The organism is Pseudarthrobacter sp. S9 (assembly GCF_050156545.1).
Taxonomy (GTDB): Bacteria; Actinomycetota; Actinomycetes; order Actinomycetales; family Micrococcaceae; genus Arthrobacter.
Map to the genome: position 1 here is coordinate 3985898 of NZ_CP189576.1, position 25244 is coordinate 4011141.

Sequence of the window (25244 nt, forward strand, 5' to 3'; positions counted from 1 at the left end):
ACCTTTTTACCGAAAAGAGAGGCATCTCGTAGATGGTGCGACACGAAGTCGCATGCAGTAAGTGGACGCGTTGGAAGGAAGGATCGGCGATGTTTGTCGATGACGTGATCTCGGGCGTGTGTTCGATGCCTGTCCCCTCCTTGACATGCGTTGCTGGTAACGGTGGGGTGTGAAGCTCGGGGAAAAGCCGAAGCGGTTGTTGTTCCATCCAAGAGCCGCAGGTGAGGGGAAGACCGGATGGGTGAACGTGAGTGAATCGCTGTTGACACCTCGTCAAGATGAGCCTCGGATAGATGGATGTGGTACCGGGGTGCAGGGCTGGCTGCTGGAAAGCAGCAGGTGGCGGTCGGGCGCATCTGACCGATCGTGTGAACACCACCGCCCCGGGGTAGAAGCGGCACCCTGACCGGTTGTGTCTTGCGCATGTGGAACGTGGAAACCCCGACGGGGTCCGGGCCTGTGGTCCGGTAGGCCGACCGTAAGGAACGCTGATGTTGTCCGTCGGGAACAGGATGGCTCAAGAAGCAAATGCCGGTGGCCGAAAGGCAACAGGAAACCGAACCCGTGTGCCGCCGCCCTTTCGGTGGTGGGGTCGCATAACTGGCCGGATACCGGGCTTTGCCCGGACCCGTAAGGGTTGCTGACGTGGGCCGGGTGAGTCTTTGGAGAAGGAACGTTGGCAGCATCGGTACATGCGGACAAGTTAGGCGCCCCAGAGGTGAACGGACCGCAAGACGACGGCCTGGACTGGGACACGGTTTCGTGGCGTTCGGTCGAGGACGACGTACGGTGTTTACGACGAAGAATCTTCAAGGCGTCGCAGGATGGGAACCTCAAAAAGGTTCGCAACCTGCAGAAGTTGATGCTGCGTAGCCGATCGAACACGCTTCACAGCGTGCGGCGGGTGACGCAGCGCAACGCTGGCCGCAAGACCGCGGGTATCGATGGTGAGGTTGCGTTGACCTCGCCGGACAGGGCGGCGTTGGCGGTGGATCTCCACCGGGACACGCTTCCTTGGCAGGCCCGCCCGGTCAAGCGTGTATACATCCCTAAGGCGGGTGGGAAACAGCGGGCGTTGGGAATTCCGGTGCTGCGCGATCGGGTGCAGCAAGCCCGTGTTGCCAATGCGCTTGAGCCTGAGTGGGAGGCACGGTTCGAACCGCGTTCGTATGGGTTTCGGCCCGGACGCGGCTGTCATGATGCGATCGAGGCGATCTACGTGACGCTTAAGGGACGGACGTCCAAGCGCCAGTGGGTTCTCGATGCGGATCTGTCGGCGGCATTCGACCGTATTGACCATGACCGGCTACTGATCCATCTTGGGACGTTTCCTGCAAGGGAAATGATCGCACAGTGGTTGGTGGCTGGCGTGGTCGAGAGTGGCCGGTTCGCACCGACCAAGGAGGGAACTCCTCAGGGCGGCGTGATCAGCCCGATGCTATTGAACATTGCGCTACATGGGATGGAGGAAGCTGCCGGTGTCCGCTATCTGCGGTGTGCCCCAAATGGGGCGCACACCAGGGCGGACACACCGGTGCTGGTGCGCTACGCTGACGACTTTGTCGTCATGTGTCACACCAGAGAACAGGCCGAACGGGCTTGGCACCGGCTGGGACAGTGGTTGGCCCCGAGGGGCCTTGCGTTCAACGAGGAAAAGACGCATATCGTCCACGTGGAGCAAGGCTTCGATTTTCTGGGGTTCAATATCCGCCGCTACGGCGGCGGGAAGCTGCTGATCAAACCCAGCGCGGCGGCGGTGAAGCGGATCCGGGAGCGGATTGCCGCTGAGGTGTACTCCTTGCGAGGAGCCAACGCCGAGGCGGTAATTTGGCGGCTCAACCCGATCATTCGAGGTTGGTCTGCCTACTACCGGTGCGGGGTATCAAAGGAGGTGTTCTCAGCGGTGGATCACCACCTCTGGCGGCATCTCTATGGGTGGGCGCTGCGAGCCCATCCGAACAAGTCGAGATACTGGGTTGTTGACAAGTATTTCGGCACGTTCAACCCGTCCAGAAGCGACAAGTGGGTGTTCGGCGACCGCGAAAGCGGCCGCTATGTGCGCCAGTTCGCTTGGACAAAGATCGTCCGTCACAACATGGTCAGGGGCACATCGTCTGTGGACGATCCCTCCCTTGCCCAGTACTGGGCCGGAAGGCAACGCAAGATGCATTCGCTGACAGGTGGACTCACCGCGTCCTTGCTGATCCGTCAGCACGGACGTTGTTCCGCCTGCAGCGATCTCTTACTGGCCGCCGACCATGGCCCGCAAAACCCGCGTGAGTGGGAACAATGGGCCAAAACCATCAACAGGGCAATAGACAAGAACGCCCTGACAATGGGTGGCCCAGTCAATGGCGGCGGTCAATCCGTGCACCACCTCATCCACTCCAGCTGCCAAGTTCGGAAAACCGAACAATGATGGCAGGACCAGTAGAAATGACGCCCATAGGGACTTGCTTGAGCCGGATGCGGTGAAAGTCGCATGTCCGGTTCTGAGGGGGCCCGGGCTCAGTAATGAGCTCGGGCTACCCGACCAACTTTCTCATACTGGTTTGTCCCTGTCAGCTTCCTTCGATGAGCCGAATATCGTGTCCGCGGGTGGGCTGGTCCCGGTCATGGGGCTGGCCCGCGATGCCGGACTCGGTGAGCTGGCACAGACGTGGCTCAGTGTCCCGACCGACAAGGGCGCCAACGCCGGGCTGAAAGTGACTTCTCTGATTGCCGGGATGGTCGCGGGAGCCGATTCCATCGATGACATGGCCATACTGCGCCACGGCGGCATGGGCAGGCTCTTCAAGGCCTGCTATGCGCCCTCGACGCTGGGCTCGTTCCTGCGCTCCTTCACCTTCGGGCACGTCCGCCAGCTCGACGCGGTCGCCTCCCGGTTCCTGGTGAACCTGGCGGAGCGGACCCCGCTGCTCCAGGCCGGCACGGGCGGATATACCTTCGTGGACGTGGACGACACGATCATCGAGGTCCACGGCTACCAGAAGCAGGGCTCGGGCTACGGATATTCCGGGGAGCGGGGGCTGAACGCGCTGTTGGCGACGGTCTCCACCCCGGAGGCAGCGCCGGTGATCATCGCCCAACGCCTGCGCAAGGGCTCCGCCGGTTCACCCCGCGGGGCAGCGCGGCTGGTCGCCGACGCCCTGGCCACGGTGAAACGGCTGCCCGGGGACAAGGCCACGGGACCGGTGCTGGTCCGCGCCGATTCGGCGTTCTACGGGTACGCCACCGTCAATGCCGCTGCCAAAGCCGGTGCCGATGTTTCCATCACTGCCCGCATGGACCCGGCCATCAGGCGGGCGATTGCGGGAATCGCCCAGGACGCGTGGAAGCCCATCCAGTACACGGACGCGGTCTTCGACGAAGCCGCGGACCGGTGGATCTCCTCCGCCGAAGTCGCCGAAACCGGATACACCGCGTTCAGTTCCCGGAAACAGGGCGAACCCGTCACCGGGCGCCTGGTCGTCCGGAGGATCCCGGACCTGAATCCGCGCGCCGGCGCAGGACAGCCGACCATCTTCGACACCTACCGGTTCCACGCGTTCTTCACCACAGGCACCCTGGACACCGTCGCCGCCGACAAAACCCACCGCGGGCATGCCATCATCGAGCAGGTCAACGCGGACCTGAAAGACAGCGCCCTGACGCATTTACCCTCAGGTGTTTTCACGGCCAATGCGGCCTGGCTGGTCCTGGCCGCCATGGCGTTCAACCTCACCCGCGCCGCCGCAACAGCGGCAGGGAACGGGCTGGCGAAAGCCCGGACCGGAACGATCCGGCGCAAACTGATCAGCGTCCCGGCCAGAATCGCATCCTCCGCACGGAAGCTTCGCCTTCACCTCCCTGCGGACTGGCCCTGGGAGACAGCCTGGACGGCCCTGTTCACCCGCGTCTTTCCCCGGCCGGCGAAGACCTGACCCGGCAGCCCCTGACCACAACGATCAAGAACCCATCGTGGAACATCACCGGCAGCGGGGCCGGAGCCTCCGGAACGCCCCGAACCCGATCAACCCAGCCAAACCTCATCACGGAATGCTCCATCAGTCCGTCGGTGGATCAAGGCTAAGGCCAATACCGTTCAGTTAAGGGTTTCTGCGGTATTCTCGGGGTATGCCTCGTTCTGGATGGAAAAAGCCCGTGTCCGGCCGCCGGTTGTCTGATCTGGTGTCGGTGGGCCTGTTGACGCGGGTGTTTCCTGCCGATGTGGTGGACGAGGTGGTCGCGGCGGCCGGGCGCACGGAGCGGCGGCACCGGGCGTTGCCGGCGCGGGTGACGGCGTATTTCTCGATCGGGATGGCGTTATACGCCGAGGGGTCGTACGAGGACGTCTTCGCGCAGCTCACGGACGGGCTGTCGTGGTCCTCGGGATGGGCGGAGTCGTTCGTGCCGCCGTCGAAGTCGGCGATCTTCCAGGCACGCTCACGTCTCGGGGCGGAACCGGTGCGGGGGCTGTTCTTCCGGGTGGCGCGTCCCTTGGCCGGGCCGGGCACGCCGGGGTCCTGGCTGGCAGGGCGGCGGCTGGTCGCGATCGACGGGACCTGCCTGGACGTGCCCGACACGCCGGCGAACGCGGAGCACTTCAGCCGTCCGGCCTCGAGCCGGGGCGAGCAGTCCGCTTTCCCCCAGGCCCGGCTGGTGGCACTGGCCGAGTGCGGCACCCACGCGGTCATCGATGCCGAAACCGGGCCCTGCGCTGTCTCCGAGATCGAGCTGGCCCGGGAACTCGCGGGGCGGCTGAAACCGGGCATGCTGGTCCTGGCCGACCGCGGCTTCTACGGCTTCCGGCTCTGGGGGCCAGGCCGCCGGCACGGGCGCGGACCTGCTCTGGCGCGTGAAGACGAACCTGCGGCCCCGGTATCTGGAAACCCTGTCCGACGGGTCCTGGCTGGCCACGATCAGACCGACCTCCGGCACGGACCGGGCGAAGACCGAGCCGCTGAGCGTGCGCGTGATCGACTACACGATCGGCGACGGGCGGGAAAACCCCGAGGAATACCGGCTGCTGACCACGATCCTGGACCCGGCCGAAGCGGGCGCGGCAGATCTCGCGGCCGCCTACGCCCAGCGCTGGGAGATCGAGAGCGTTTTCGACGAGCTCAAGACCCACCAGCGCGGACCGCGGGCCGTGCTGCGCTCCAAGTCCCCGGACCTGGTCAACCAGGAAATCTGGGGGCACCTGTGCTGCCACTACGCCATCCGCACGCTCATGGCAGACACCGCCGCCCGCGGCGGGCACGACCCCGACCGCATCTCCTTCACCGCCGCCCTGCGCATCGCCCGCCGCTCCACAGCGCAGGGCGCCTTTTCCCCCTCGGGACCCTGACACCGCCGCCGCGGCCTGGCAGCATGCCGTCCGCCTACTCCTCCGGCGCCTGAACCCGGCCCGCCGGAAACGCTCCAACCCCCGCGTCGTCAAACGCAAAATCCTCAAATGGGCAGCCAAACGCGCCCGTCACAGCGAATGGCCGCAACCGGAGCACAGCCCACACATCCGGATCCAGACTCTTAACTGAACGGTATTGAGGCTAAGGCCAATACCGTTCAGTTAAGGGTTTCTGCGGTATTCTCGGGGTATGCCTCGTTCTGGATGGAAAAAGCCCGTGTCCGGCCGCCGGTTGTCTGATCTGGTGTCGGTGGGCCTGTTGACGCGGGTGTTTCCTGCCGATGTGGTGGACGAGGTGGTCGCGGCGGCCGGGCGCACGGAGCGGCGGCACCGGGCGTTGCCGGCGCGGGTGACGGCGTATTTCTCGATCGGGATGGCGTTATACGCCGAGGGGTCGTACGAGGACGTCTTCGCGCAGCTCACGGACGGGCTGTCGTGGTCCTCGGGATGGGCGGAGTCGTTCGTGCCGCCGTCGAAGTCGGCGATCTTCCAGGCACGCTCACGTCTCGGGGCGGAACCGGTGCGGGGGCTGTTCTTCCGGGTGGCGCGTCCCTTGGCCGGGCCGGGCACGCCGGGGTCCTGGCTGGCAGGGCGGCGGCTGGTCGCGATCGACGGGACCTGCCTGGACGTGCCCGACACGCCGGCGAACGCGGAGCACTTCAGCCGTCCGGCCTCGAGCCGGGGCGAGCAGTCCGCTTTCCCCCAGGCCCGGCTGGTGGCACTGGCCGAGTGCGGCACCCACGCGGTCATCGATGCCGAAACCGGGCCCTGCGCTGTCTCCGAGATCGAGCTGGCCCGGGAACTCGCGGGGCGGCTGAAACCGGGCATGCTGGTCCTGGCCGACCGCGGCTTCTACGGCTTCCGGCTCTGGGGCCAGGCCGCCGGCACGGGCGCGGACCTGCTCTGGCGCGTGAAGACGAACCTGCGCCCCCGGTATCTGGAAACCCTGTCCGACGGGTCCTGGCTGGCCACGATCAGACCGACCTCCGGGACGGACCGGGCGAAGACCGAGCCGTTGACCGTGCGCGTGATCGACTACACGATCGACGACGGGCGGGAAAACCCCGAGGAATACCGGCTGCTGACCACGATCCTGGACCCGGCCGAAGCGGGCGCGGCAGATCTCGCGGCCGCCTACGCCCAGCGCTGGGAGATCGAGAGCGTTTTCGACGAGCTCAAGACCCACCAGCGCGGACCGCGGGCCGTGCTGCGCTCCAAGTCCCCGGACCTGGTCAACCAGGAAATCTGGGGGCACCTGTGCTGCCACTACGCCATCCGCACGCTCATGGCAGACACCGCCGCCCGCGGCGGGCACGACCCCGACCGCATCTCCTTCACCGCCGCCCTGCGCATCGCCCGCCGCTCCACAGCGCAGGGCGCCTTTTCCCCCTCGGCACCCTGACACCGCCGCCGCGGCCTGGCAGCATGCCGTCCGCCAACTCCTCCGGCGCCTGAACCCGGCCCGCCGGAAACGCTCCAACCCCCGCGTCGTCAAACGCAAAATCCTCAAATGGGCAGCCAAACGCGCCCGTCACAGCGAATGGCCGCAACCGGAGCACAGCCCACACATCCGGATCCAGACTCTTAACTGAACGGTATTGAGGCTAAGGCCACTTGCACGACTGCTCCGTGCCCGCAAGAGGAACCCTCTACGAGACGCTTTCCGGCGTTAGTTGAGGGCGGATTCCATGGGGCTTGAGGACCAATGCTCGGGAAAGTCACGCTAAGCCGGTGGCGGCCAGATGTCAGGGATTCTGGGCCGCAGCTGCTGTTACGCCGGGCCGGCGCCGGCGCCGGGCCGTCGTCCGATGCTTGATTTGTTGAGGTGGCCGTAGATCGTGGAGCGCGGAACCTGAAGCAGGTCGGCGATGCGATGGACAGTGTGGTTGCCGGCGCATGTACGCCGACTGGCGGCCACCCCGTCGTCGGGGCGGCCGCCAGTTTCAGTGCGCTGCGGGCTTTAGTGCTCGGTGCCTGCCGCAGCAGCCTTCTTGGCGTTCTTCTCGGCGCGCAGAGCCTCCGTCTCGTGCTGTTCCTCGGCTTTTTCCTGGTGGATGACCTCTGCGAAGAGCTTCTCCATCTCCTTGGCCACGCCGGCGGCTGAAGCCGGGTTCTGGCCGGTCACCAGCCGGTCGTCAACCACGATCTTCTCCTCAAAGACATCAGCGGAGACGTGGGTGGCGCCCTGTTCCTCAAGTCGGTCTGCCAAAAAGAACGGGATGACCTTGTCTTTCCCTGCGGCAACCTCCTCGTCGTTGGTGAAGGCGGCCACCTTCCGGCCCTCGACGAGGCGAAGCCCGTTCTCCAATTCCACGTTCAGCAGGCCGGCCGGTCCGTGGCAGACCGCGCCCACCAAGCCGCCGGCGTTGTAGACGCTGGCCACCAGATTCTGCAAGCCTTCGCTGTCCGGGAAGTCCCACATGGTGCCGTGGCCGCCCACGAGGAAGACTCCGTCGTACTGGTCGGGATCAACGACGTCGACGCGGGCAGTGTTGTAGAGACCGGCGCGCGTGGTCTCGTCCTCCGTGAAGGCGACCTGGATGGGATCTTCTGAGTCCACCTCGTCGCGCGGGGGCTGGCCGCCCTGGATGGACGCAAAGTCGACGAAATGCCCGGAATCCTTGAAGACCTTCCAGGGATGTGCAGCTTCGGCCACGTTGTAGCCGGTCTTCTCGCCCGTATCGCCGATCTCGGAAACGCTGGTCAGTACCATGAGGATTTTCTTCATGAAGTGCTCCTATCGTCTAAATCCCACCCTACGCCTAGCCCAAATTCAGGTCCTCCCTCCCCGTCTTAGATGGTGGTAGTCGTCTGCGCCTCGAATCGCCCGTACGAGGCCTCCTCGGCCGCAGTCAGATATTTATGTTTAGCCATACAGGCTCAACGAACCGAGGCACCCATCGTTACCACGCGGGATCAAGGCTAAACCCACGGCAATCCTATGCTCGACTGACGAATGGCCATGGGCGTCATGTTCGAAGCAGGGCGCCAAGGCGTTGCCATCCCGGCAGATCTGTCCGTGATCGGCATAGACGACCACGACTACTCCGTGTTCATGGGACTGAGCACCGTGGCCCAGGAGACCCTGGACGCCAAGGGCAACTAGCCGCAACGATGCTCCTGGACGAATTGGAGGGCCGGCAAGGAGCCCTCGGCACGATCATCGCCGAGCATCGGTTGATCCCCAGACACTCGACAGCCCCACTACGACTTTGAAAACCGGAATGCCTTCCCTGGAGGAGACCGGCTCCCTCATCGACCGTCTTTTCACCCAAATCGAGCGCGTCATGAAAATCAACGAGCTTAGCGCCGTCACCGACGACGTCGTTGAAGCGGCCCGCTCAACCCTGGTCATCAGCATCAGCTAAAACCGCCACGTGAACTGTCAAAAAGCCGCCATTCCCAACTGACAGTCACAGAAACGTTCCCCACCCACTCATGCAAAACGAACGATCGTTTTCGACTCACTCGCTCTTGGCCAGCATTTGTGGCGAAGTGGAACAGCCATGAGGGCCCGTCTGAGCGCCTGTGCCGTGCGATAGAGAACTATCTGCACGGCACAGGTGAAGTCAGTGAAGGCGTACCGCCTGGGTCAGGCGTCAGCACTGGACGCTTCGGGTATCGCTTAGGGCTGACGGTACTTTGGCGGATCGGCGTTGCTGAGTGCCCATGCAAGTGCGCCCTCAGAGGGATCTGCCGCCGGATTCGTCGCTCCTAGTGAGGCAGGAGCCCTCTCTGGGGTCCTGCCTCACCGGCGATCGGCTTAGAACGGCACTGTCGGCAGGTACTTGCCGTCAAGGGTGATCACCGCGCGCGACCCGCCGTCCGGGTCCTCGACCTTCTTGATGTCGAGTTTGAAGTTGATCGCGCTGATGATGCCGTCACCGAACTGCTCATGGACCAGAGCCTTGAGGGTGGAACCGTAGACCTGGAGCATTTCGTAGAAGCGGTAAATGGTGGGGTCGGTCGGCACGCCGCCCGGGATGCTGCCGCGCATCGGGATGGTCTGCAGGAGCAGCGCCGCGTCGTCGCCGAGTCCCAGCTTCTCAGTGACGGTGGCGGCCGCGGCCGCGGGCAACGGGTGCTGGCCGAGCAAAGCGGCGGTGACAAAGGCGACACTCAACCCTGTGTCGTCGGCGAGGTCCTGCCAGGACAGGTTCGCGCGGGTCTTAGCGTCGATGACGGCGGCGGTGAGTTCCTGCCGCGGGGCCTGGGAGGCTTGCGAGTGCAACATATGTGTAATTCCTTCGGTTGGTGGACGGACTCAGACGGACTGTCCGAGACGGGCGGGGGTGGGAGTGGGGCACGGGTTGTCGATGAGCGGTACAAACCGTCCGGTGGCGGGGTCGAGCGTCTCGACTCCGCCGGTTTCTATGTCGTAGACCCAGCCGTGCAGGTTCAGCCGACCTTGCCTGAGCGCCAGCGCCACCGATGGATGGGTGGAGATATTGGCCAGCTGGGAGATGACATTCTCCCGGATCAGCGCCCGCAGCTTCTCACCGGGGGAGCTGTAGGTTCCGGCGGCGTTCACCGCTTTGGCCGCGTCGGCGTGATGGAGCCAGTCCGCGACGGCCGGAACATCATCAAGGCACCTACCCGTGGAGATGGCGGTCATCGCCCCGCAGTCGGAGTGTCCGCAGATCACGATATCGGTGACCGCGAGCACCGCAACCGCGTACTCGACGCTCGCGGACTCGCCGCCGGGCCCCGGGGCATAGGACGGCACCATATTGCCCGCGTTGCGGATGACGAACAGATCGCCGGGTTCGCGCTGGGTCATCAGTTCCGGAATCACGCGCGCATCCGAGCAGGTCACGAACAGTGCCCCCGGATGCTGAGTGGTGGCGAGCCTCTGGAAGAGCTCGGCACGCCCCGGAACCACATCCCGCTGAACTTGAGTACGCCCTCGATGATGTCCTGCATGCTGTGTCTCCCTTGCTTGAGCTGATAATTCAACGATGACAGCCCGCAGCCATAGTGTCCAAGGCGTATTTCAGATCAAACCGATTACTATTCGCTATAGTTGGTAGCATGCTTCTACGTCATGTCCGCTACCTGCTCGCGGTCGCCGAACACCAGAACTTCACCCGGGCGGCCGAGGCGCTACACGTCTCGCAGCCGACCCTTTCGCAGCAGATCAAACAACTGGAAAATTCGCTGCACGCACAGCTGCTGGACCGTAGCGGCCGGACGGTGCGCCTGACCGACGTCGGCGAGATCTATCTGGGCTATGCGCGCCGGGCGCTGCAGGACCTCAGCGCCGGCGAGGGTGCCATCCACGACGTGCAGGACCTCAGCCGGGGCTTGCTCCGGCTCGCGATGACCCCGACATTCACGGCCTACCTGATCGGCCCGCTGGTGCAGCGGTTCAACTCCCGCCATCCCGGGATAACCCTGAGCATCCAGGAAATGACCCAGGACCGGATCGAGTCAGAGCTGGCCGAGGACCGTCTCGACATTGGCATCGCGTTCGCCGAGTCAGTGTCGTCTCCGATCGAGGCGCAGCCGTTGTTTCCCGAAACCCTCAGCCTGGTAATCGGACCATCGCACCCGCGCGTCGGACAGCAGGCACCGTGGACTGTGCAGGAATTGGGGCACCAGTCACTTGCGCTGCTCAGCACGGAATTCGCCACCCGCCACCATATCGACCGATACTTCCACGAGCACGGAATAGCGCCCCGGATCGTCATCGAAGCCAACTCGGTCCATGCGATCGTCGAAATCGTCCGCCGGGGCCCGTTTGCCACCGTGCTGCCCGACGCCATCGCCCGCGAACAGGAAAACCTCTATCCGATCAGCATGACCCAGCCGCTACCACGCCGCACCGCAGCCCTGCTTCGACGGGCAGGCGCCTATCAGAGCGCCGCCAGCAATGCCTTTGCCACCCTGGCCTCGGAGGGGTAAAGCTCTTCGTGCGGATCGGGTCCTGAGGGAAATATCCGCTACTGGCCGGGCAGGATATTACCCTCGCCTTGGACCCCAACACGCTTAGCGGATCGAAGGCCGGTTGGAGCGTTCGAGCCACAGCTGGGGGTACAGCCGGGGAACCTGACCTCAGATCCCGGCGGCCCAGGGGCCTCGAAATTTTTCCCCCCGACGCCCACGGTCGGCCGACCCATTGACATCATGGAAGGAAGCGGCAGTACTTCCGGAATCGATTCCAGCGGCCGGTTCTGCCAGGCGGTCATCTCTCTTCGAGCACCCTGTCGGTGATCCTGCTGATGGTCTCCCTGGACACTTCGGCGCCGTAGATTTCAGTGAAGTGCGCGCTGTCGTCAGGCCCTTGGCGTAGAGGGAAGGCCCATCTCACGCGGCCAATTTCCTCGGACGATCTGACTCCGCCCCGAAACTATGTCGTGGTGTTAACGCCAACCGAAAATAGGACCAATAGTGCCATTTGAAAACGGGGCCACGGGGTTGTGGTTCTATTGTGCCGTACTGGCAGCGGGTTGGTGTTTTTTGAGCCGGTAGCTGTTGCCTTTGAGGCTGATGACGTCGGCGTGGTGGACGATCCGGTCGATCATGGCCGAGGCGATGGTCAGGTCCCCGAAGACATCGCCCCAGCGGGCGAACGGGAGGTTGGACGTCAAAATCATGGACGCGTGTTCGTAGCGGCTGGAGACAAGCTGGAAGAACAGGTTCGCGGCGTCCTGGTCAAACGGGATATAGCCTACTTCGTCAATTATGAGGAGCCCGTAGCGGCGTAGCTTGACCAGTTCCTGGGCGAGTTTCCCGCGGGAATGAGCCTCCTGCAGCCGGGCGACCCAGCCGGTCGCGGAGTCGAAAAGGACCCGGTGCCCGGCCTTGGCCGCCTTGATGGCGATCCCGACCGCGAGGTGCGTTTTGCCGGTACCGGGCGGCCCGAGCAGGACCACGTTCTTGGCCTCGGAGAGGAACACCCCGGTGCCCAGATGCGATGAGGTTCCGGTCCGCGGAGGGTTGGTGGTCGAAGTTGAACTCCTCAAGGTCCTTGTGCGCGGGGAACCTTGCGGCCTTGATCCGGGTCGCCGCTCCGGAGGCTTCGCGTTCGGAGACTTCACGGGAGAGGACCGCGGCCAGGTACTCCTCATGGGACCAGCCGGCGTCCCGGGCCTGGTCGCCGAGACGGCGGAACCCGTCGCTGATCCGTGGTGCGCGCAGAGCCCGGGCGTAGTACTCGATCTGTGACGGTGTCCCGGTCATGACGCCGTCTCCAGCAGCCCCGCCGGCTGTTGGCCGAGGTCGATGCCAAAGATCTCATCATAGGCGGCCAGATCCCGCACCTGCACAGATTCTGGCGGTTCGGGGCGGTGGACTCTTTGGGTCCGGAAGTCCCGGCGCATCACCGCCGCGCGGGCCACGTGGGTCGGATCGGTCACCACCAGATGCCGGGCCCAGACCCGGACGTGGGTAGCGATGATGACGCCGTCATGGGTGACCCAGACGGTGTCCAGATCAGCGACGACATCCACGATCCGCCCAATGAACGACGGGTCCACGGAATAGTCGTTGGAGAACACCCGCACGTAGTAATCCCGCGGCAGCCGCACCGCGTTGCGGAACATGGTCTCCGGGCTTACCGGCGGCAGTTCCCGCATCCTTTCCCGGTCCAGGACGATCAGCTCGTCAGGGCGGCCGTGGCGGGACCGCGAGTACCGGTGATTGGCCTTGGGCAGCCAGTCCTCCAGCTGGCCGTTGAAATCCGCTGGTGACCGGAAGTCCCGGCCCGGCATGAAGCGTTGCCGGAAGAACCTGTTCATCCTCTCGACCATGCCCTTGGACTCCGGATCCCGCGGCGGAAGCAGCTTGATCTCCAACCCGAGGGACCCGGCGAACGCGGCCACCGGCTGGGTGGGCCGGCGCCTGCCGATGCCGGACTCGTTGTCCCACAACAGCCGGGATGGAACCGCCTGCGCGTCCTGGAGCAGAGTCCACATTCCGCCCAGAAGGTCCGGCGTCGTCCGTGAGGGCAGCATTCGGGCCTGGATGAATCCCGAGAACGCCGAAGTCATCACCAGCACAGGAGGTGTATCGTTCTGGCCCGCACCGATGGGCAGCGGCTCGTGCGGGAACCAGAGATCGCACTGGACCTGGAACCCCGGCTCGTGGACCAGACGATCGGCCGGGTCCGGCGGGGCGTATTCAGGCCGGATCACGGCGACCTTCGTTCGGAACAACGACGCGGAACCAGACCAACCCACCCGCTCCGCGAGCGTTGCGGCCGGCATCGTCGGCGTCTTCACCAACAGCTCCCGCACCCTTGGAGCAAACGCATCAAAACTCGACACTCCGGCCGCCCGCTGGTACTTCGGCGCCCGGTCCGACTCCAGCGCCCGGTCCACCGTTCCGCGGGAAACACCCACGATCCTGCCGATCTCACGCTTAGAGTGCTTGCCCGTCGAAAACAGGTGGCGTATCTCCGCCCAATCATCCAAATTGATCACCTTCCATAATGGTCGGTGGCCCTGTTTTCAGTTGGCGTTCCTGGCCCTATTTTCGGTTGGCGTTAACAGGGGTCGATGATGACGCATTCCTGGTCATTGCCGACGATCCAGACGTTGTTGTCCACTTCCCACGTGCCGCCGTCGAGCGAAAACGTCCCGGAGGTGACCAGGTGGTCGATCCGGACGGCGCTCACGGGTGCGCCGCTCACAGTTCCACGACCGAGCGCAGCACCGATCCGGCGTGCATCTTGCCGAAGGCTTCCTCGATCTGGTCGATCGTGATGCGCTCCGTGACGAAGGCGTCCAGGTCCAGCTTCCCCTGCCGGTACAGGCTGATGAGCATCGGGAAGTCGCGGGAGGGCAGGCAATCGCCGTACCAGGAGGACTTCAGCGAGCCGCCGCGGCCGAACACGTCCAGCAGCGGCAGTTCCAGCGTCATCTCGGGGCTGGGAACACCCACGAGCACCACCGTGCCGGCGAGGTCGCGGGCGTAGAAGGCCTGCTTGTATGTTTCGGGTCGTCCGACGGCGTCGATCACGACGTCGGCGCCGAAGCCGCCGGTCAGTTCCCGGATCTTCTCGACAGGGTCGACGGCGGAGGAGTCCACGGTGTGGGTGGCGCCGAGTTCCCTGGCGCGTTCCAGCTTCTTGGCGTCGATGTCGACCGCGATGACGGTGGTGGCGCCGGCGAGCGCGGAGCCGGCGATCGCCGCCGTGCCCACTCCGCCGCAGCCGATCACGGCGACGGAATCGCCGCGCTTGACGCCGCCGGTGTTGATGGCGGCGCCGAGGCCGGCCATGACGCCGCAACCGAGCAACCCGATCGCGGCGGGGTCCGCGTCCGGATCCACCTTGGTGCACTGGCCGGCGGCCACGAGGGTCTTCTCGGCGAAGGCGCCGATGCCCAGGGCGGCCGTGAGTTCGGTGCCGTCCTCGAGCGTCATCTTCTGGGTGGCGTTGTGCGTGTTGAAGCAGTACTGCGCCTGGCCGCGGCGGCAGGCCCGGCATTCGCCGCAGACGGCCCGCCAGTTCAGTACCACGCGGTCCCCGGGGCCCACGTCGGTGACGTCGGGGCCCACGGCGCTGACGACGCCGGTCGCCTCATGGCCCAACAGGAACGGGAAGTCGTCGTTGATGGCACCTAGTTTGTAGTGCAGATCGGTGTGGCAGACGCCGCTGGTGAGGATGTCCACCAGTGCCTCGCCGGGTCCCGGCTCCGGGACCAGGATGGTCTCCACCGTGACGGGTGCCCCTTTGGAGCGGGCTACTGCCCCTTTGACTTTATGGACCACGGAAAAGCTCCCTTGGGTACAAGTGCGTGAAATGGGTCACTGCTGGTTGTGACTCTGATCTGTCTATCACACAGCGGGGACCAAATTCCAGAACTTGTTGCGCTATATACAACGGGTTGCGATTATTGCCCCAAGGGGTGTCCGGGCTACACAGCGCTAGGCGGCGAGCCGGCTTTTGACCTCGGCGGCGGAGGGGTTCGTAGCCGCGGTGCCGTCCGGGAACAGCACGGTGGGGACGGTGCGGTTGCCTCCGTTGAGCTTCTCCACTAGATCGGCGGTGCCTTCGACTTCTTCGATGTTGATCTCGGTGTAACCGATGCCCTGGGCGTCGAGCTGCTTCTTCAGGCGGTTGCAGTAACCGCACCAGGTGGTCGAAAACATGGTGATGGTGCCGGATCCGGGGGTGAAGTCCACGAAGTTCTCCTCAGTGCAGGGGATTAAAAAGTCGGATGTCATTTTCAATAACCGTACCGCGCAGGGCACTATTCCCGCAGGGCTGCCCGGCCGGATGACACGGGATGGCTGCGGTGGCATGCTGGGGGCATGTGTGGACGCTACGTGATGGCCCGGGCCGTGGGGGACCTTCTGGCCGAGTTCGACGCCGGGCTCGAGGACGAGATCTTGATCCCGCCGTCCTGGAATGTGGCCCCGACGGCGGACGTGCCGATCCTGCTGGAACGGCTGATGGACGGAAGCGCCGTCCGCCAGCTGCACGTGGCGCGCTGGGGCCTGGTACCGTCCTGGGCGAAGGATCCGGGGATCGGTCCCAAAATGATCAACGCACGCAGCGAGAGCGTGCTGGAGAAGCCCGCGTTCCGGAAGGCCGTGCGGTCCCGGCGCTGCGCGGTCCCTGCGGACGGCTATTACGAATGGAAGGCCGGAGAGGGCCGTAGCAAGCAGCCCTACTATGTGCACCCGACGGACGGTCTTCCGATGGTGTTCGCCGGCCTTTACGAATGGTGGAAGGACCCGTCCAAGGCGGAGGGAGACCCGGGGCGCTGGATGCTCTCGACGTCGATCCTGACCACGGACTCGCCGCCCGAAGGCTACGCGGGCGGCATGCTCGCGGAGCTGACCGCCCTGCATGACCGCGTCCCGTTGCCCATGGACCGGGGCACCATGCAGGCCTGGCTGGATCCGCACGCCGATGACGCCGCCGCCCTGGTGGGTCTGGTCCGGTCCGGGGCACACGACGTCGCCGAGGGCTGGACGGTCGACGCCGTCGGCACCGCCGTCGGGAACGTGAAAAACGATTCCGCCGAGCTGATCAGGCCGGTGGGGAGCCTGTTCTAGGTGCCGCCGCGGGGACCGGTTGGCGGCTGGGGGAGGCGGCCGCTACAGGGTGACGTTGCCGTCGGCGGCGACCGCCCAGGTGGGGTTGAAGCCGACTTCCCAGCGGTAACCGTCTGGATCGGCGAAGTAGCCCGTGTAGCCGCCCCAGGGCTGCGTTTTGGCTGCCGCCACGATGGTGGCGCCGGCCGCCTCGGCCTCCGCCATCACCCAGTCGACTTCCGCAGTGCTGCCCAGGTTGTGGCTCAGGGTGATGCAGGGGATGCCGGCGGGGCTGTCGGTGCCCGCTTCGCCCTGCATCTGGGAGGCGTCCCAGAGAGAGAGGATGAGCCCGTGATTGGCCTGGATGAAGACCACCTCACCGGGAAATTCACGGTTGACGCGCCATCCAAGGCCGTCAACGTAGAAACTGCGGGACGCCTCGACGCTGCGGACACCCAAGGTAATTAAGTCGACTCGTGGCTGCATCTTTAGATACTGTCATGCACATGTCCACAAATCACGGAGACGACAAAAATGCCCAGGCCGACAGGGAGCAGCTCGCCGCCGTGCGTGTGGCCGTCGACGAGGTGGATGAGCAGATTGTCATGCTGATCGGACGTCGTGAGCGCCTGATCCGGATCGCCGGGACCCTCAAGGAGGACAGCGCCCAGGTGCGGGCCCCCGGGCGGGTGGAGCGCGTCATCGAGCATGTCCGCGCCACGGCGGAGAAGAAGGACATCGACGCCGACATCGTCGAGAAGACCTACCGCGCCATGGTGGATGCCTTCATCACGCTGGAACTGGAAGTCTACAAAGCCAGCAGCTGAGGCCCGGCGTCTAGAGGGCTTCTTCCACCGGCACGTTGGCCTGGTAGTCCCGGCCGTCGGCATCGCTGAAGGCCGTCATGAGGTGGCCCTTGGGTAGCCCCATCACCGTGCCGATGGGGAAGTGGCCGGTGATGGTGTTGCCCGAATGCTCGACGCCCTTGAGGTCGAAGTTCTCCTCGGTGCCGTCATGGCTGAAGCAGTAGAAGGACACGGCCTCGCCGTTCATGAACTCGATCCCCATCCTGCGCTGGTGGGAATGGTCCGGAGTCGCCGCCACAAGCCCCACCACATAGGCCCCCGAGCCCGGAATGTTTCCGTCTATATCGAACTTCGCCACCAGGACGGAGTCCTTGGCGGCGATGCTTACGTGCTTGAGGAGTGCGTTATGGGAACTCATGGCTCAATCCTGCCCCCCGCGCTCCCGTCCGTCCACCCCTGATCTAGGTTTTGTCCCAGCCACCCCGTAGACTGAATTTATTCGAAGATATGTTCGAATATCGATTTTGGCCTGGCTGTATTGGGGTTCCGCTGTGGGCCTGATTGAGCTGTGCCAAGAAACACCGCGGTCGGGTTGTCAGGGAGGCATTATGGGCATGTTCAGCGAGTCTGTCGACGTCGTCTGCACGCCCTCAGGCCAGCCCCTGAAGCTTGACTGGGCCGGCCGCCGCTACACCGTCTGTGCTGAGCCGGTCCGCTGGTACGAGCGCCGCCAGTGGTGGGCGGAGGAAAGCCGGGCCCCGCTCGGGAGCGGCCCCGGCCTGGTGGACCACGAGATCTGGCGTGTCCAAGTACGTCCGGCCGAAGTGCATCCTCCCGGCGGAAGCCCGGAAGACACGCTCACCCTTGACCTGTCGCGGCATGTCGCCAGCGGCCGGTGGCGGCTGCTACGGATCCACGACGCCCTACAGCCCCTCCGGAAGCCCAAAACAGCATGAGCTTCACCCATCTCCATGTTTCCACCGCCTTCAGCGCCCACTACGGGGTCTCCTGGCCGGATGAACTGGCGGCCGCCGCCGCAGCCGACGGCGCCACCGCACTGGCCTGCACGGACCGTGACGGTCTGTACGGGACGGTTAAGCACCTGAAGGCGTGCATGGCGGCCGGGCTGGACCCGATCGTCGGGGTGGACCTTGCGGTCTTTGACGACGACGGCGACCACCGCACCCAGCTCGGGGGACGCGTCGTCGTCCTGGCCCACGGAGGCAACAACGGCGCCGGCTACCGGGCGCTGTGCCGGCTGATTTCCGACGCCCATGCCCGCACCACGGGTAAGGCCGGGGGTGCGGTGCAGGTGGCCGTCACCCGGGCGGAGCTGGCTTCCCGCACGCTGCACCCGGAAACCCTGCAGCCGGTGCTGACAGTGCTGCTCGGCCCGGACTCCGACGTCGGACGTGCCATGGGCGGCCGGCGGTACCTGCGCCCCCGCACCCTGTTCAAACGCTGGCTCGACGCCATGCCGGCGGGGACACTGGCCGCGGAGGTGGTATCCCAGCTCAGCCCGCCCGGTGAACCGCTGAGCACCGCCCATGCCGTGCGCATGCTCAAACTCGCCGCGGAACACGGGGTGCCCGCCGTACTGAGCAACGCCGTCCGGTATGTCGCCGAGGACGGCGCGGCCACGGCGGACGTGCTGGACTCCGCCCGGACCCTGAAATCGCTCCCCGAACTCTCCGCCGCCCCGCTGCTCCAGCCCAACGGGCAGGGCTGGCTCAAGTCGGCCGCCCGGATGCTACAGCTGGGCAAGGAGATCATCCACGCCGCCGGGTACGGCACCGCGGACCTCAAACGGCTGCTGGCCCAGACCGAGGCGCTCGCGGACCGCTGCCGGATGGATCCTGTCACAGACATGGGCTGGAAGCAGCCCGTGGTCCCGGAGGCGTCCGTGATCGGCATTGCCGGGGATCCCCTCGGGGAACTGACCCTGCGTTGTGAGGCCGGGATCGGCCGCCGGTTCCCGGGGATCTCCGGCAAGCCCGCCCAGGAGCTGCGCGCCCGGCTGGGGCACGAGCTGCGGATCATCGATTCCCTGGGCTTCGCGTCCTACTTCCTGACCGTCGCCGAGGTCTCACGGATGATCCTGGACATGGGCGTCCGGGCCGCGGCCCGCGGCTCCGGCGCCTCCAGCCTGGTCAACTACCTGATCGACGTCAGCCAGGTGAACCCGCTCCAGCACGACCTCATCTTCGAACGCTTCCTCTCCCGCGACCGTGCCACTCTGCCGGATATCGACATCGACGTCGAAAGCGCCGAACGGCACAACGTCTACCGGAAGATCTTTGAGCGCTTCGGAGCCGAACGCGTCACGCTGATGAGCATGCAGAACGGCTACCGCGCTCGCGGTGCCGTGCGTGATGCCGGCATGGCACTGGGCATGGATGACGGGGAGATCGGCGAAATCGCCAAACAACTGTGGCGGTTCTCGGCCCGGAATTTCCGTGAGGCACTGGTGGAGAAGCCGGAGCTGCGGGAATTCGCGGGAAGGGTGGAGCAGCGCGACTTCACCGAAAACCAGCAGCTGGACCTGCTGGTGGACCTCACGGAGCGGCTGGACCGGCTGCCCCGTCACATCTCCATGCACCCGTGCGGCGTCATCCTGGGCGATGCCACGCTGCTGGACCGCACCCCCGTCCAGCCCAGCGGCCTGGGGCTGCCCATGAGCCAGTTCGACAAGCACGACATGGATCCCATGGGGATGCTCAAACTCGATGTGCTGGGGGTCCGGATGCAGAGCGCCATGGCCTTCGCCGTCCGGGAAGTCATCCGCCTGCATCCGTCCAAGGCCGAGGTCGTCGCGGCAGGCGCGCATCCGGCCGGCCCGGACGGCAAGGGGCCGGACTACATCGCCGAGGACGGACAGATCGATCTCAACGCCGTCCCGCTGGATGACGAACCCACCTATGAGCTGATCCGCAGCACGCACACCCTGGGCTGCTTCCAGATCGAATCCCCGGGCCAGCGCGAACTGATCGGCAAGATGGCGCCGCGGGAATTCAACGACCTCATCATCGACATCTCGCTGTTCCGGCCGGGTCCGATGAAATCAGACATGGTCCGGCCCTTCCTGGAACACCGGCACGGTTTCGCCCCTGAGGTGTACCCGCACCCGGACCTCAAACCGGTACTCAAGGAGACGCACGGGGTGACGGTCTTCCATGAGCAGATCCTGAAGACCTTCGATGTCATGACCGGGTGCGGGCTGGCGCGGGCCGATGAATTCCGCCGGGCGCTGGGCAACGAGGTGCTGGAAGGAAAGGTGGAGGAGTTCTTCCGGAAGGAAGCCCGGGCCAGGAAGTACAGTCCGGAGGTGGTGGACAAAGTCTGGGTCACGCTGAAGGCCTTCGGCAGCTTCGGGTTCTGCAAGGCCCACGGGGCGGCCTTCGCCGTGCCCACGTACCAGTCGGCCTGGCTGAAGACGCACCATCCGGAAGCGTTCCTGGCCGGGCTGTGGGAGCACGATCCCGGCATGTATCCCAAACGACTGCTGGTGGCCGAGGCGAGGCGGCTGGGGATCCCCATCCTTCCCCTCGATATCAACCGGAGCCAGGCGGAGTACCGGGTGGAACGGGTCGACGTCGGCCCGGGCCGGGGCAAACTGGGCATCCGGCTGAGCCTGAACGGCATCTACGGGCTGTCCGGCGCCGAGCTGAAGAGGATTGTGGCAGGCCAGCCCTATGACTCCCTGGCGGACCTGCGGGCACGGTCCCGGCTGAGCAGGCCGAGCCTGAAGCGGCTGGCCCAGCTGGGCGCCTTCGATTCCCTGCACCGGGCCTCCGGTGGGGCCGCCAACCGTGCTGACCTGGTCCAGCACCTGCAGGACCTGCAACACCGCCCGCAGCGGAAGGGCGTGGAGGTCATCGAGGGCCAGCTGTCCTTGCCGCTGGGAGACATCGAGTTGAAGAACCTGTTGGCTGTGCTGCCCGCGCCCAGCATGGTGGACAACGTCCGGGCGGAGCTGGATCTGATGGCCGTGGACGTCAGTGAACACCTGATGACCAGCCACCGTCCCTTGCTGGACAGGCTCGGCGTCACTACGGCGGACAAGTTGCTGGGGCTGCGCAACGGCACGGAAGTGCTGGTGGCCGGGGTCCGGGTTGCCACCCAGACGCCGCCCATGCGGGGCGGCCGCCGGGTGGTGTTCATCAGCGTCGACGACGGCACGGGCTGCGTGGATTCGGTCTTCTTCCACGAGGCCCAGGAACAGGCCGGGTCCCTGCTGTTCGGCACCCGGCTGCTGCTGATCCGGGGCACCACCCGCCGGACCGGACCCCGGGGGATCAGCATCAGCGCCAGCATGGCCTGGGACCTCAGCCGCACCGAGACCCTGCCGTTCCCGGAACCCCTTTCCGGTGTCCCCGTCCACCGCGAGCCGGAACTCCCGGGGCCGCTGGACGGGATCAGCCGGAACCTCGCCATCACCGGGCTGGGAGGCTGAGCCGCCGTTTCTGAGTTGGCAGGGGTTGCCTGCCGCGTTGGTTGGCCTCTGAAGAAACCGATAGCATGGACGAGGCTGGCTGTGGTCCCCGTATGCCACAAGCTACGAAGCCGAAACTTTGAATAGGAGACACCCGTGTCAGATGCCCAGCAGATCACCCTTCTCGTCGATGGCGAAGAGACCAAGGTGGCTACCGGGACCACCGGCGCGGAACTCTTTTTTGAGCGCCGCGACGTCGTTGTGGCCCGCGTCAACGGCGAGCTGACGGACCTGGACCAGCCGCTGCCCGAGGACGCCACCATCGAGGGTGTCACCATTGATTCCCCGGACGGCCTCAACGTCCTGCGCCACTCCACGGCCCACGTCATGGCCCAGGCCGTGCAGCAGCTGCGGCCGGACGCCAAGCTGGGCATCGGCCCGTACATCACCGACGGCTTCTACTTCGACTTCGACGTCGAGGAGCCGTTCACCCCCGAGGACCTGCGCCAGCTGGAAAAGATGATGCTCAAGATCGTCAACCAGAACCAGAAGTTCGTCCGCCGCGTCGTGAGCGAGGACGAGGCCCGCGAGGCGATGAAGGACGAGCCCTACAAGCTCGAACTGATCGGCCTCAAGGGTGCCGGCTCGGACGCCGACGGTTCCAGCGTCGAGGTGGGCGGCGGCGAGCTGAGCATCTACGACAACGTCGAACGCAAGGAAGGCACCGCCGTCTGGTGCGACCTCTGCCGCGGCCCGCACCTGCCCAACACCAAGCTGATCTCCAACGCCTTTGCCCTGACCCGGTCCTCGGCGGCGTACTGGCGCGGCAGCGAGAAGAACAAGCAGCTGCAACGCATCTACGGCACCGCCTGGCCCACCAAGGAAGCCCTCAAGGCCTACCAGGAGCGGATCGCCGAGGCCGAGCGCCGCGACCACCGCAAGCTGGGCGCGGAACTGGATCTCTTCTCCTTCCCGGACGAGCTGGGCTCCGGACTGCCGGTGTTCCACCCCAAGGGCGGCATCATCCGCAAGGCCATGGAGGACTATTCCCGCCAGCGCCACGTCGACGCCGGCTACGACTTCGTCTACACCCCCCATATCACCAAGGGCCACCTCTACGAGGTCTCCGGCCACCTGGACTGGTACCGGGACGGCATGTTCCCGCCGATGCACATCGACGCCGAACTCAATGAGGACGGAACGGTCCGCAAGCCCGGCCAGGACTACTACCTGAAGCCGATGAACTGCCCGATGCACAACCTCATCTTCCGTTCCCGCGGCCGGTCCTACCGCGAGCTGCCCCTGCGGCTGTTCGAATTCGGTTCCGTCTACCGCTACGAGAAGTCCGGCGTCGTGCACGGCCTCACCCGGGTCCGGGGCATGACCCAGGATGACGCCCACATCTACTGCACCCGCGAGCAGATGAAGGATGAGCTGACCAAGACGCTCAACTTCGTGCTCGCGCTGCTGAAGGATTACGGGCTGAACGACTTCTACCTGGAGCTGTCCACCAAGGACCCTGAAAAGAACGTCGGCTCGGACGAGATCTGGGAAGAAGCCACCCAGACCCTGGCCGAAGTTGCACGGGAGTCCGGACTGGAGCTGGTCCCGGATCCGGGCGGCGCCGCGTTCTACGGCCCCAAGATCTCCGTGCAGGCCCGTGACGCGATCGGCCGGACCTGGCAGATGTCCACCATCCAGCTGGACTTCAACCTGCCGGAACGCTTTGAGCTCGAGTACCAGGCCGCCGACGGCACCCGCCAGCGGCCCGTCATGATCCACCGCGCCCTCTTCGGCTCGATCGAGCGCTTTATGGGTGTGCTGACCGAGCACTACGCCGGTGCCTTCCCGGCCTGGCTGGCCCCCGTGCAGGTGGTCGGCATTCCGGTGGCCGAGACGTTCAACGACTACATGTTCGACGTCGTGGACCGGCTCAAGGCTGCCGGTATCCGGGCCGAGGTGGACATTTCCTCGGACCGCTTCCCCAAGAAGATCCGCACGGCCAGCAAGGACAAGGTCCCGTTCGTGCTGATCGCCGGGGGAGACGACGCCGAGGCCGGCGCGGTTTCCTTCCGCTTCCGCGACGGAAGCCAGGACAACGGCGTGCCGGTGGCCGAGGCTGTCCAGCGGATCGTCGACGCAGTCCGCAACCGGACCAGCTAGCGGATACGGAAGGGCAGCGCGTGCAGGAGACCACAGGGGCCGGGCCGGAGTATCCGGGCGACGATGCCGTGACGGACGACTTCGGCCTGGCCGGGGTCCCGGACGCTTTCCAGCGCCTGTGGACCCCGCACCGGATGGCGTACATCAAGGGCGGCCAGCACCAGTTCAAGAACCCGGACGACTGCCCGTTCTGCGTGGCGCCCGAACGCGGGGACGAGGAATCCCTGATCGTGTACCGGGGACGGACCAGCTATGTGGTGCTGAACCTCTTCCCGTACAACCCCGGTCACCTGCTGGTGTGCCCGTACCGGCACATCCCGGACTACACGGACCTGACCGTGGAGGAAACGGCGGAATTCGCCGAGCTGACCCAGACGGCCATGCGCGTGCTGCGCAAGGTCGCCAACCCCGCCGGCTTCAACCTGGGCATGAACCAGGGCGTGGCCGGCGGGGCCGGGATCGCCGGCCACCTGCACCAGCACGTGGTGCCGCGCTGGGGCGGGGACGGAAATTTCTTCCCCATCATTGCCCAGACCAAGGCGATCACGCAGACCCTGGGCGAGGTCCGCCAGCAGGTGTCCGACGCCTGGCCGCAGGAAATGCCTGCCCAGGGAATGCCTTCCCAAGGAATGCCTGGGCCGGGCGATACCGCAGGGCAGGCGAATTCCGGGGCGATGGATGCTGAATAGGCACGCGCGCGGGTTCTTCACCGCACTGTTCTCTCCGCTTGCCCGCTGGCTGCTGAGGATCGGCGTCTCCCCGGACGCCGTCACCGTCATCGGAACGCTTGGTGTGGTGGTCGGCGCCCTCGTGTTCTACCCGCTGGGACAGCTCTGGTGGGGGACCCTGTTCATCACGGCCTTCATCTTTTCCGATGTCATTGACGGCATCATGGCCCGGATGCAGGAGCGGGGCGGCCGCTGGGGCAACTTTCTGGACTCCACCCTGGACCGGGTGGCCGACGGGGCGCTGTTCGCCGGCGTCGCCGTCTGGTTCTTCACCGGCGGCGCGAACACGCCGATCGCGATTGCCGCCGTCGTCTGCCTGGTGCTGGGCATGGTGGTCTCCTATGCGCGGGCCAAGGCCGAAGCCCTGGGCTTCCACGCCAACGTCGGCATCGCCGAGCGTGCCGAGCGGCTCGTTTCCGTGCTGGTGGTCACGGGTTTCACCGGCCTGGGCATGCCGACCGTGGTGCTGTTCGTGACGCTGTTCCTGCTGGCGACGGCCAGCCTCGTCACCGTGGTGCAGCGGATCATGGCGGTCCACCACCAGTCGCTGGAGGAAACCGAAGGCACCGCCTCGGAACAGGCCGCCTGAGGACAGCGTTTTGCCGCCCTGCCGGCCGCGGGGAATCGCCGGTCCGGCGCGTGTTCCGGCTGCTGTGACCCGAATTCTGCCGCGCCGCGGCCGGGGGCTAGTATTAGCATTACCGGCCAATGGATCCGGTAATCCGGTGTGTGCGAGATGC

General features: G+C 65.5%; 20 protein-coding genes and 5 pseudogenes. 14 read left to right on the plus strand and 11 right to left on the minus strand.

What is annotated here, in order from left to right; all coding sequences use genetic code 11:
- Positions 1 to 718 precede the first annotated feature (718 nt).
- The 4 genes and pseudogenes from ltrA to ACQCSY_RS19225 all read left to right on the plus strand — a co-directional run bounded on the left by ltrA (position 719) and on the right by ACQCSY_RS19225 (position 6791).
- Positions 719 to 2419, plus strand: coding sequence for a group II intron reverse transcriptase/maturase (gene ltrA, locus ACQCSY_RS19210; protein ID WP_427131268.1), 1701 nt, complete (start codon positions 719 to 721; stop codon positions 2417 to 2419).
- A 73-nt stretch (positions 2420 to 2492) separates the two neighbouring features.
- Complete coding sequence (locus ACQCSY_RS19215) at positions 2493 to 3923, plus strand: IS1380 family transposase (RefSeq protein ID WP_427135946.1); 1431 nt, start codon at positions 2493 to 2495, stop codon at positions 3921 to 3923.
- A gap of 193 nt (positions 3924 to 4116) precedes the next feature.
- Positions 4117 to 5329 (plus strand): annotated as a pseudogene (locus ACQCSY_RS19220) (IS4 family transposase).
- A 250-nt stretch (positions 5330 to 5579) separates the two neighbouring features.
- Entirely contained in the window at positions 5580 to 6791 is a 1212-nt protein-coding gene (locus ACQCSY_RS19225; protein WP_427131270.1) for an IS4 family transposase, read from the plus strand.
- Between the two features lie 558 nt (positions 6792 to 7349).
- On the opposite strand, the gene ACQCSY_RS19230 is transcribed toward ACQCSY_RS19225, so the two are convergent.
- Positions 7350 to 8117, minus strand: coding sequence for a type 1 glutamine amidotransferase domain-containing protein (locus tag ACQCSY_RS19230; RefSeq protein WP_427131272.1), 768 nt, complete (start codon positions 8115 to 8117; stop codon positions 7350 to 7352).
- Between the two features lie 228 nt (positions 8118 to 8345).
- Between ACQCSY_RS19230 and ACQCSY_RS19235 the strand changes: the two genes are divergently transcribed.
- Both ACQCSY_RS19235 and ACQCSY_RS19240 read left to right on the plus strand, forming a co-directional pair.
- The gene (locus tag ACQCSY_RS19235; protein WP_427131274.1) at positions 8346 to 8495 is read left to right on the plus strand and encodes a hypothetical protein; all 150 of its coding nucleotides are present in this window, start codon (positions 8346 to 8348) and stop codon (positions 8493 to 8495) included.
- A gap of 145 nt (positions 8496 to 8640) precedes the next feature.
- A pseudogene (locus ACQCSY_RS19240) lies at positions 8641 to 8757 on the plus strand (AAA family ATPase); the annotation flags it as partial.
- Between the two features lie 395 nt (positions 8758 to 9152).
- Here ACQCSY_RS19240 and cynS read toward each other — a convergent pair.
- A complete protein-coding gene (gene cynS, locus ACQCSY_RS19245; protein WP_427131276.1) occupies positions 9153 to 9623 on the minus strand; it encodes a cyanase in 471 nt (156 codons plus the stop codon).
- Between the two features lie 30 nt (positions 9624 to 9653).
- Entirely contained in the window at positions 9654 to 10271 is a 618-nt protein-coding gene (locus ACQCSY_RS19250; protein ID WP_427131278.1) for a carbonic anhydrase, read from the minus strand.
- A gap of 149 nt (positions 10272 to 10420) precedes the next feature.
- Between ACQCSY_RS19250 and cynR the strand changes: the two genes are divergently transcribed.
- The gene (gene cynR / locus ACQCSY_RS19255) at positions 10421 to 11293 is read left to right on the plus strand and encodes a transcriptional regulator CynR (protein WP_427131280.1); all 873 of its coding nucleotides are present in this window, start codon (positions 10421 to 10423) and stop codon (positions 11291 to 11293) included.
- A 248-nt stretch (positions 11294 to 11541) separates the two neighbouring features.
- Here the strand turns inward: cynR and ACQCSY_RS19260 are convergent.
- From ACQCSY_RS19260 to ACQCSY_RS19285, 6 genes and pseudogenes are all read right to left on the minus strand, one after another.
- A pseudogene (locus tag ACQCSY_RS19260) lies at positions 11542 to 11686 on the minus strand (transposase); the annotation flags it as partial.
- 128 nt (positions 11687 to 11814) lie between these two features.
- Positions 11815 to 12571, minus strand: a pseudogene (gene istB / locus ACQCSY_RS19265) (IS21-like element helper ATPase IstB).
- Positions 12568 to 13812: an IS21 family transposase gene (gene istA / locus ACQCSY_RS19270; protein ID WP_427131282.1), complete on the minus strand. Its 1245-nt coding sequence runs from the start codon at positions 13810 to 13812 to the stop codon at positions 12568 to 12570. Before istA ends, istB begins: the two are co-directional and overlap by 4 nt.
- A gap of 71 nt (positions 13813 to 13883) precedes the next feature.
- Positions 13884 to 14006: pseudogene (locus ACQCSY_RS19275) on the minus strand (MBL fold metallo-hydrolase); the annotation flags it as partial.
- Positions 14007 to 14017: 11 nt separating this feature from the next.
- Complete coding sequence (locus tag ACQCSY_RS19280) at positions 14018 to 15103, minus strand: S-(hydroxymethyl)mycothiol dehydrogenase (protein ID WP_427131283.1); 1086 nt, start codon at positions 15101 to 15103, stop codon at positions 14018 to 14020.
- A gap of 156 nt (positions 15104 to 15259) precedes the next feature.
- Entirely contained in the window at positions 15260 to 15517 is a 258-nt protein-coding gene (locus ACQCSY_RS19285; RefSeq protein ID WP_427131285.1) for a mycoredoxin, read from the minus strand.
- A gap of 129 nt (positions 15518 to 15646) precedes the next feature.
- Between ACQCSY_RS19285 and ACQCSY_RS19290 the strand changes: the two genes are divergently transcribed.
- A complete protein-coding gene (locus ACQCSY_RS19290) occupies positions 15647 to 16396 on the plus strand; it encodes an SOS response-associated peptidase (RefSeq protein ID WP_427131287.1) in 750 nt (249 codons plus the stop codon).
- Between the two features lie 42 nt (positions 16397 to 16438).
- Here ACQCSY_RS19290 and ACQCSY_RS19295 read toward each other — a convergent pair whose 3' ends face one another.
- The gene (locus ACQCSY_RS19295; RefSeq protein ID WP_427131289.1) at positions 16439 to 16861 is read right to left on the minus strand and encodes a VOC family protein; all 423 of its coding nucleotides are present in this window, start codon (positions 16859 to 16861) and stop codon (positions 16439 to 16441) included.
- Positions 16862 to 16875: 14 nt separating this feature from the next.
- Between ACQCSY_RS19295 and ACQCSY_RS19300 the strand changes: the two genes are divergently transcribed.
- Positions 16876 to 17202, plus strand: a complete 327-nt coding sequence (locus tag ACQCSY_RS19300; RefSeq protein WP_427131291.1) for a chorismate mutase — start codon at positions 16876 to 16878, stop codon at positions 17200 to 17202.
- Between the two features lie 10 nt (positions 17203 to 17212).
- Here the strand turns inward: ACQCSY_RS19300 and ACQCSY_RS19305 are convergent, their stop codons facing one another.
- Positions 17213 to 17599 carry a hypothetical protein gene (locus ACQCSY_RS19305; protein WP_427131293.1) on the minus strand — a complete coding sequence of 129 codons (387 nt, stop codon included), beginning with the start codon at positions 17597 to 17599 and terminating at the stop codon, positions 17213 to 17215.
- Positions 17600 to 17789: 190 nt separating this feature from the next.
- Here ACQCSY_RS19305 and ACQCSY_RS19310 point away from each other — a divergent pair, with 190 nt between their 5' ends.
- The 5 genes from ACQCSY_RS19310 (at position 17790) to pgsA (ending at position 25093) form a co-directional block, all read left to right on the plus strand.
- Entirely contained in the window at positions 17790 to 18137 is a 348-nt protein-coding gene (locus ACQCSY_RS19310) for a DUF6504 family protein (protein ID WP_427131295.1), read from the plus strand.
- A complete protein-coding gene (locus tag ACQCSY_RS19315; protein WP_427131297.1) occupies positions 18134 to 21634 on the plus strand; it encodes a DNA polymerase III subunit alpha in 3501 nt (1166 codons plus the stop codon). Before ACQCSY_RS19310 ends, ACQCSY_RS19315 begins: the two co-directional genes overlap by 4 nt.
- A 135-nt stretch (positions 21635 to 21769) precedes the next feature.
- The gene (thrS, locus tag ACQCSY_RS19320; RefSeq protein WP_427131299.1) at positions 21770 to 23776 is read left to right on the plus strand and encodes a threonine--tRNA ligase; all 2007 of its coding nucleotides are present in this window, start codon (positions 21770 to 21772) and stop codon (positions 23774 to 23776) included.
- 20 nt (positions 23777 to 23796) lie between these two features.
- Entirely contained in the window at positions 23797 to 24465 is a 669-nt protein-coding gene (locus ACQCSY_RS19325; RefSeq protein ID WP_427131301.1) for an HIT family protein, read from the plus strand.
- Positions 24455 to 25093 (plus strand): phosphatidylinositol phosphate synthase, encoded by a 639-nt coding sequence (pgsA, locus tag ACQCSY_RS19330; protein ID WP_427131302.1) that lies wholly within the window; start codon positions 24455 to 24457, stop codon positions 25091 to 25093. Before ACQCSY_RS19325 ends, pgsA begins: the two co-directional genes overlap by 11 nt.
- The last annotated feature ends 151 nt before the right edge of the window (positions 25094 to 25244 follow it).

Excerpts from the sequence above, each read along its gene's own strand:
- ACQCSY_RS19225 (WP_427131270.1), top strand. The coding sequence starts at position 5,580 with ATGCCTCGTTCTGGATGGAAAAAGCCCGTGTCCGGCCGCCGGTTGTCT.
- ACQCSY_RS19230 (WP_427131272.1), bottom strand. The coding sequence starts at position 8,117 with ATGAAGAAAATCCTCATGGTACTGACCAGCGTTTCCGAGATCGGCGAT.
- ACQCSY_RS19235 (WP_427131274.1), top strand. The coding sequence starts at position 8,346 with ATGGCCATGGGCGTCATGTTCGAAGCAGGGCGCCAAGGCGTTGCCATC.
- cynS (WP_427131276.1), bottom strand. The coding sequence starts at position 9,623 with ATGTTGCACTCGCAAGCCTCCCAGGCCCCGCGGCAGGAACTCACCGCC.
- cynR (WP_427131280.1), top strand. The coding sequence starts at position 10,421 with ATGCTTCTACGTCATGTCCGCTACCTGCTCGCGGTCGCCGAACACCAG.
- ACQCSY_RS19290 (WP_427131287.1), top strand. The coding sequence starts at position 15,647 with ATGTGTGGACGCTACGTGATGGCCCGGGCCGTGGGGGACCTTCTGGCC.
- ACQCSY_RS19295 (WP_427131289.1), bottom strand. The coding sequence starts at position 16,861 with ATGCAGCCACGAGTCGACTTAATTACCTTGGGTGTCCGCAGCGTCGAG.
- ACQCSY_RS19300 (WP_427131291.1), top strand. The coding sequence starts at position 16,876 with ATGCACATGTCCACAAATCACGGAGACGACAAAAATGCCCAGGCCGAC.
- ACQCSY_RS19305 (WP_427131293.1), bottom strand. The coding sequence starts at position 17,599 with ATGAGTTCCCATAACGCACTCCTCAAGCACGTAAGCATCGCCGCCAAG.
- ACQCSY_RS19310 (WP_427131295.1), top strand. The coding sequence starts at position 17,790 with ATGGGCATGTTCAGCGAGTCTGTCGACGTCGTCTGCACGCCCTCAGGC.
- ACQCSY_RS19315 (WP_427131297.1), top strand. The coding sequence starts at position 18,134 with ATGAGCTTCACCCATCTCCATGTTTCCACCGCCTTCAGCGCCCACTAC.
- pgsA (WP_427131302.1), top strand. The coding sequence starts at position 24,455 with ATGCTGAATAGGCACGCGCGCGGGTTCTTCACCGCACTGTTCTCTCCG.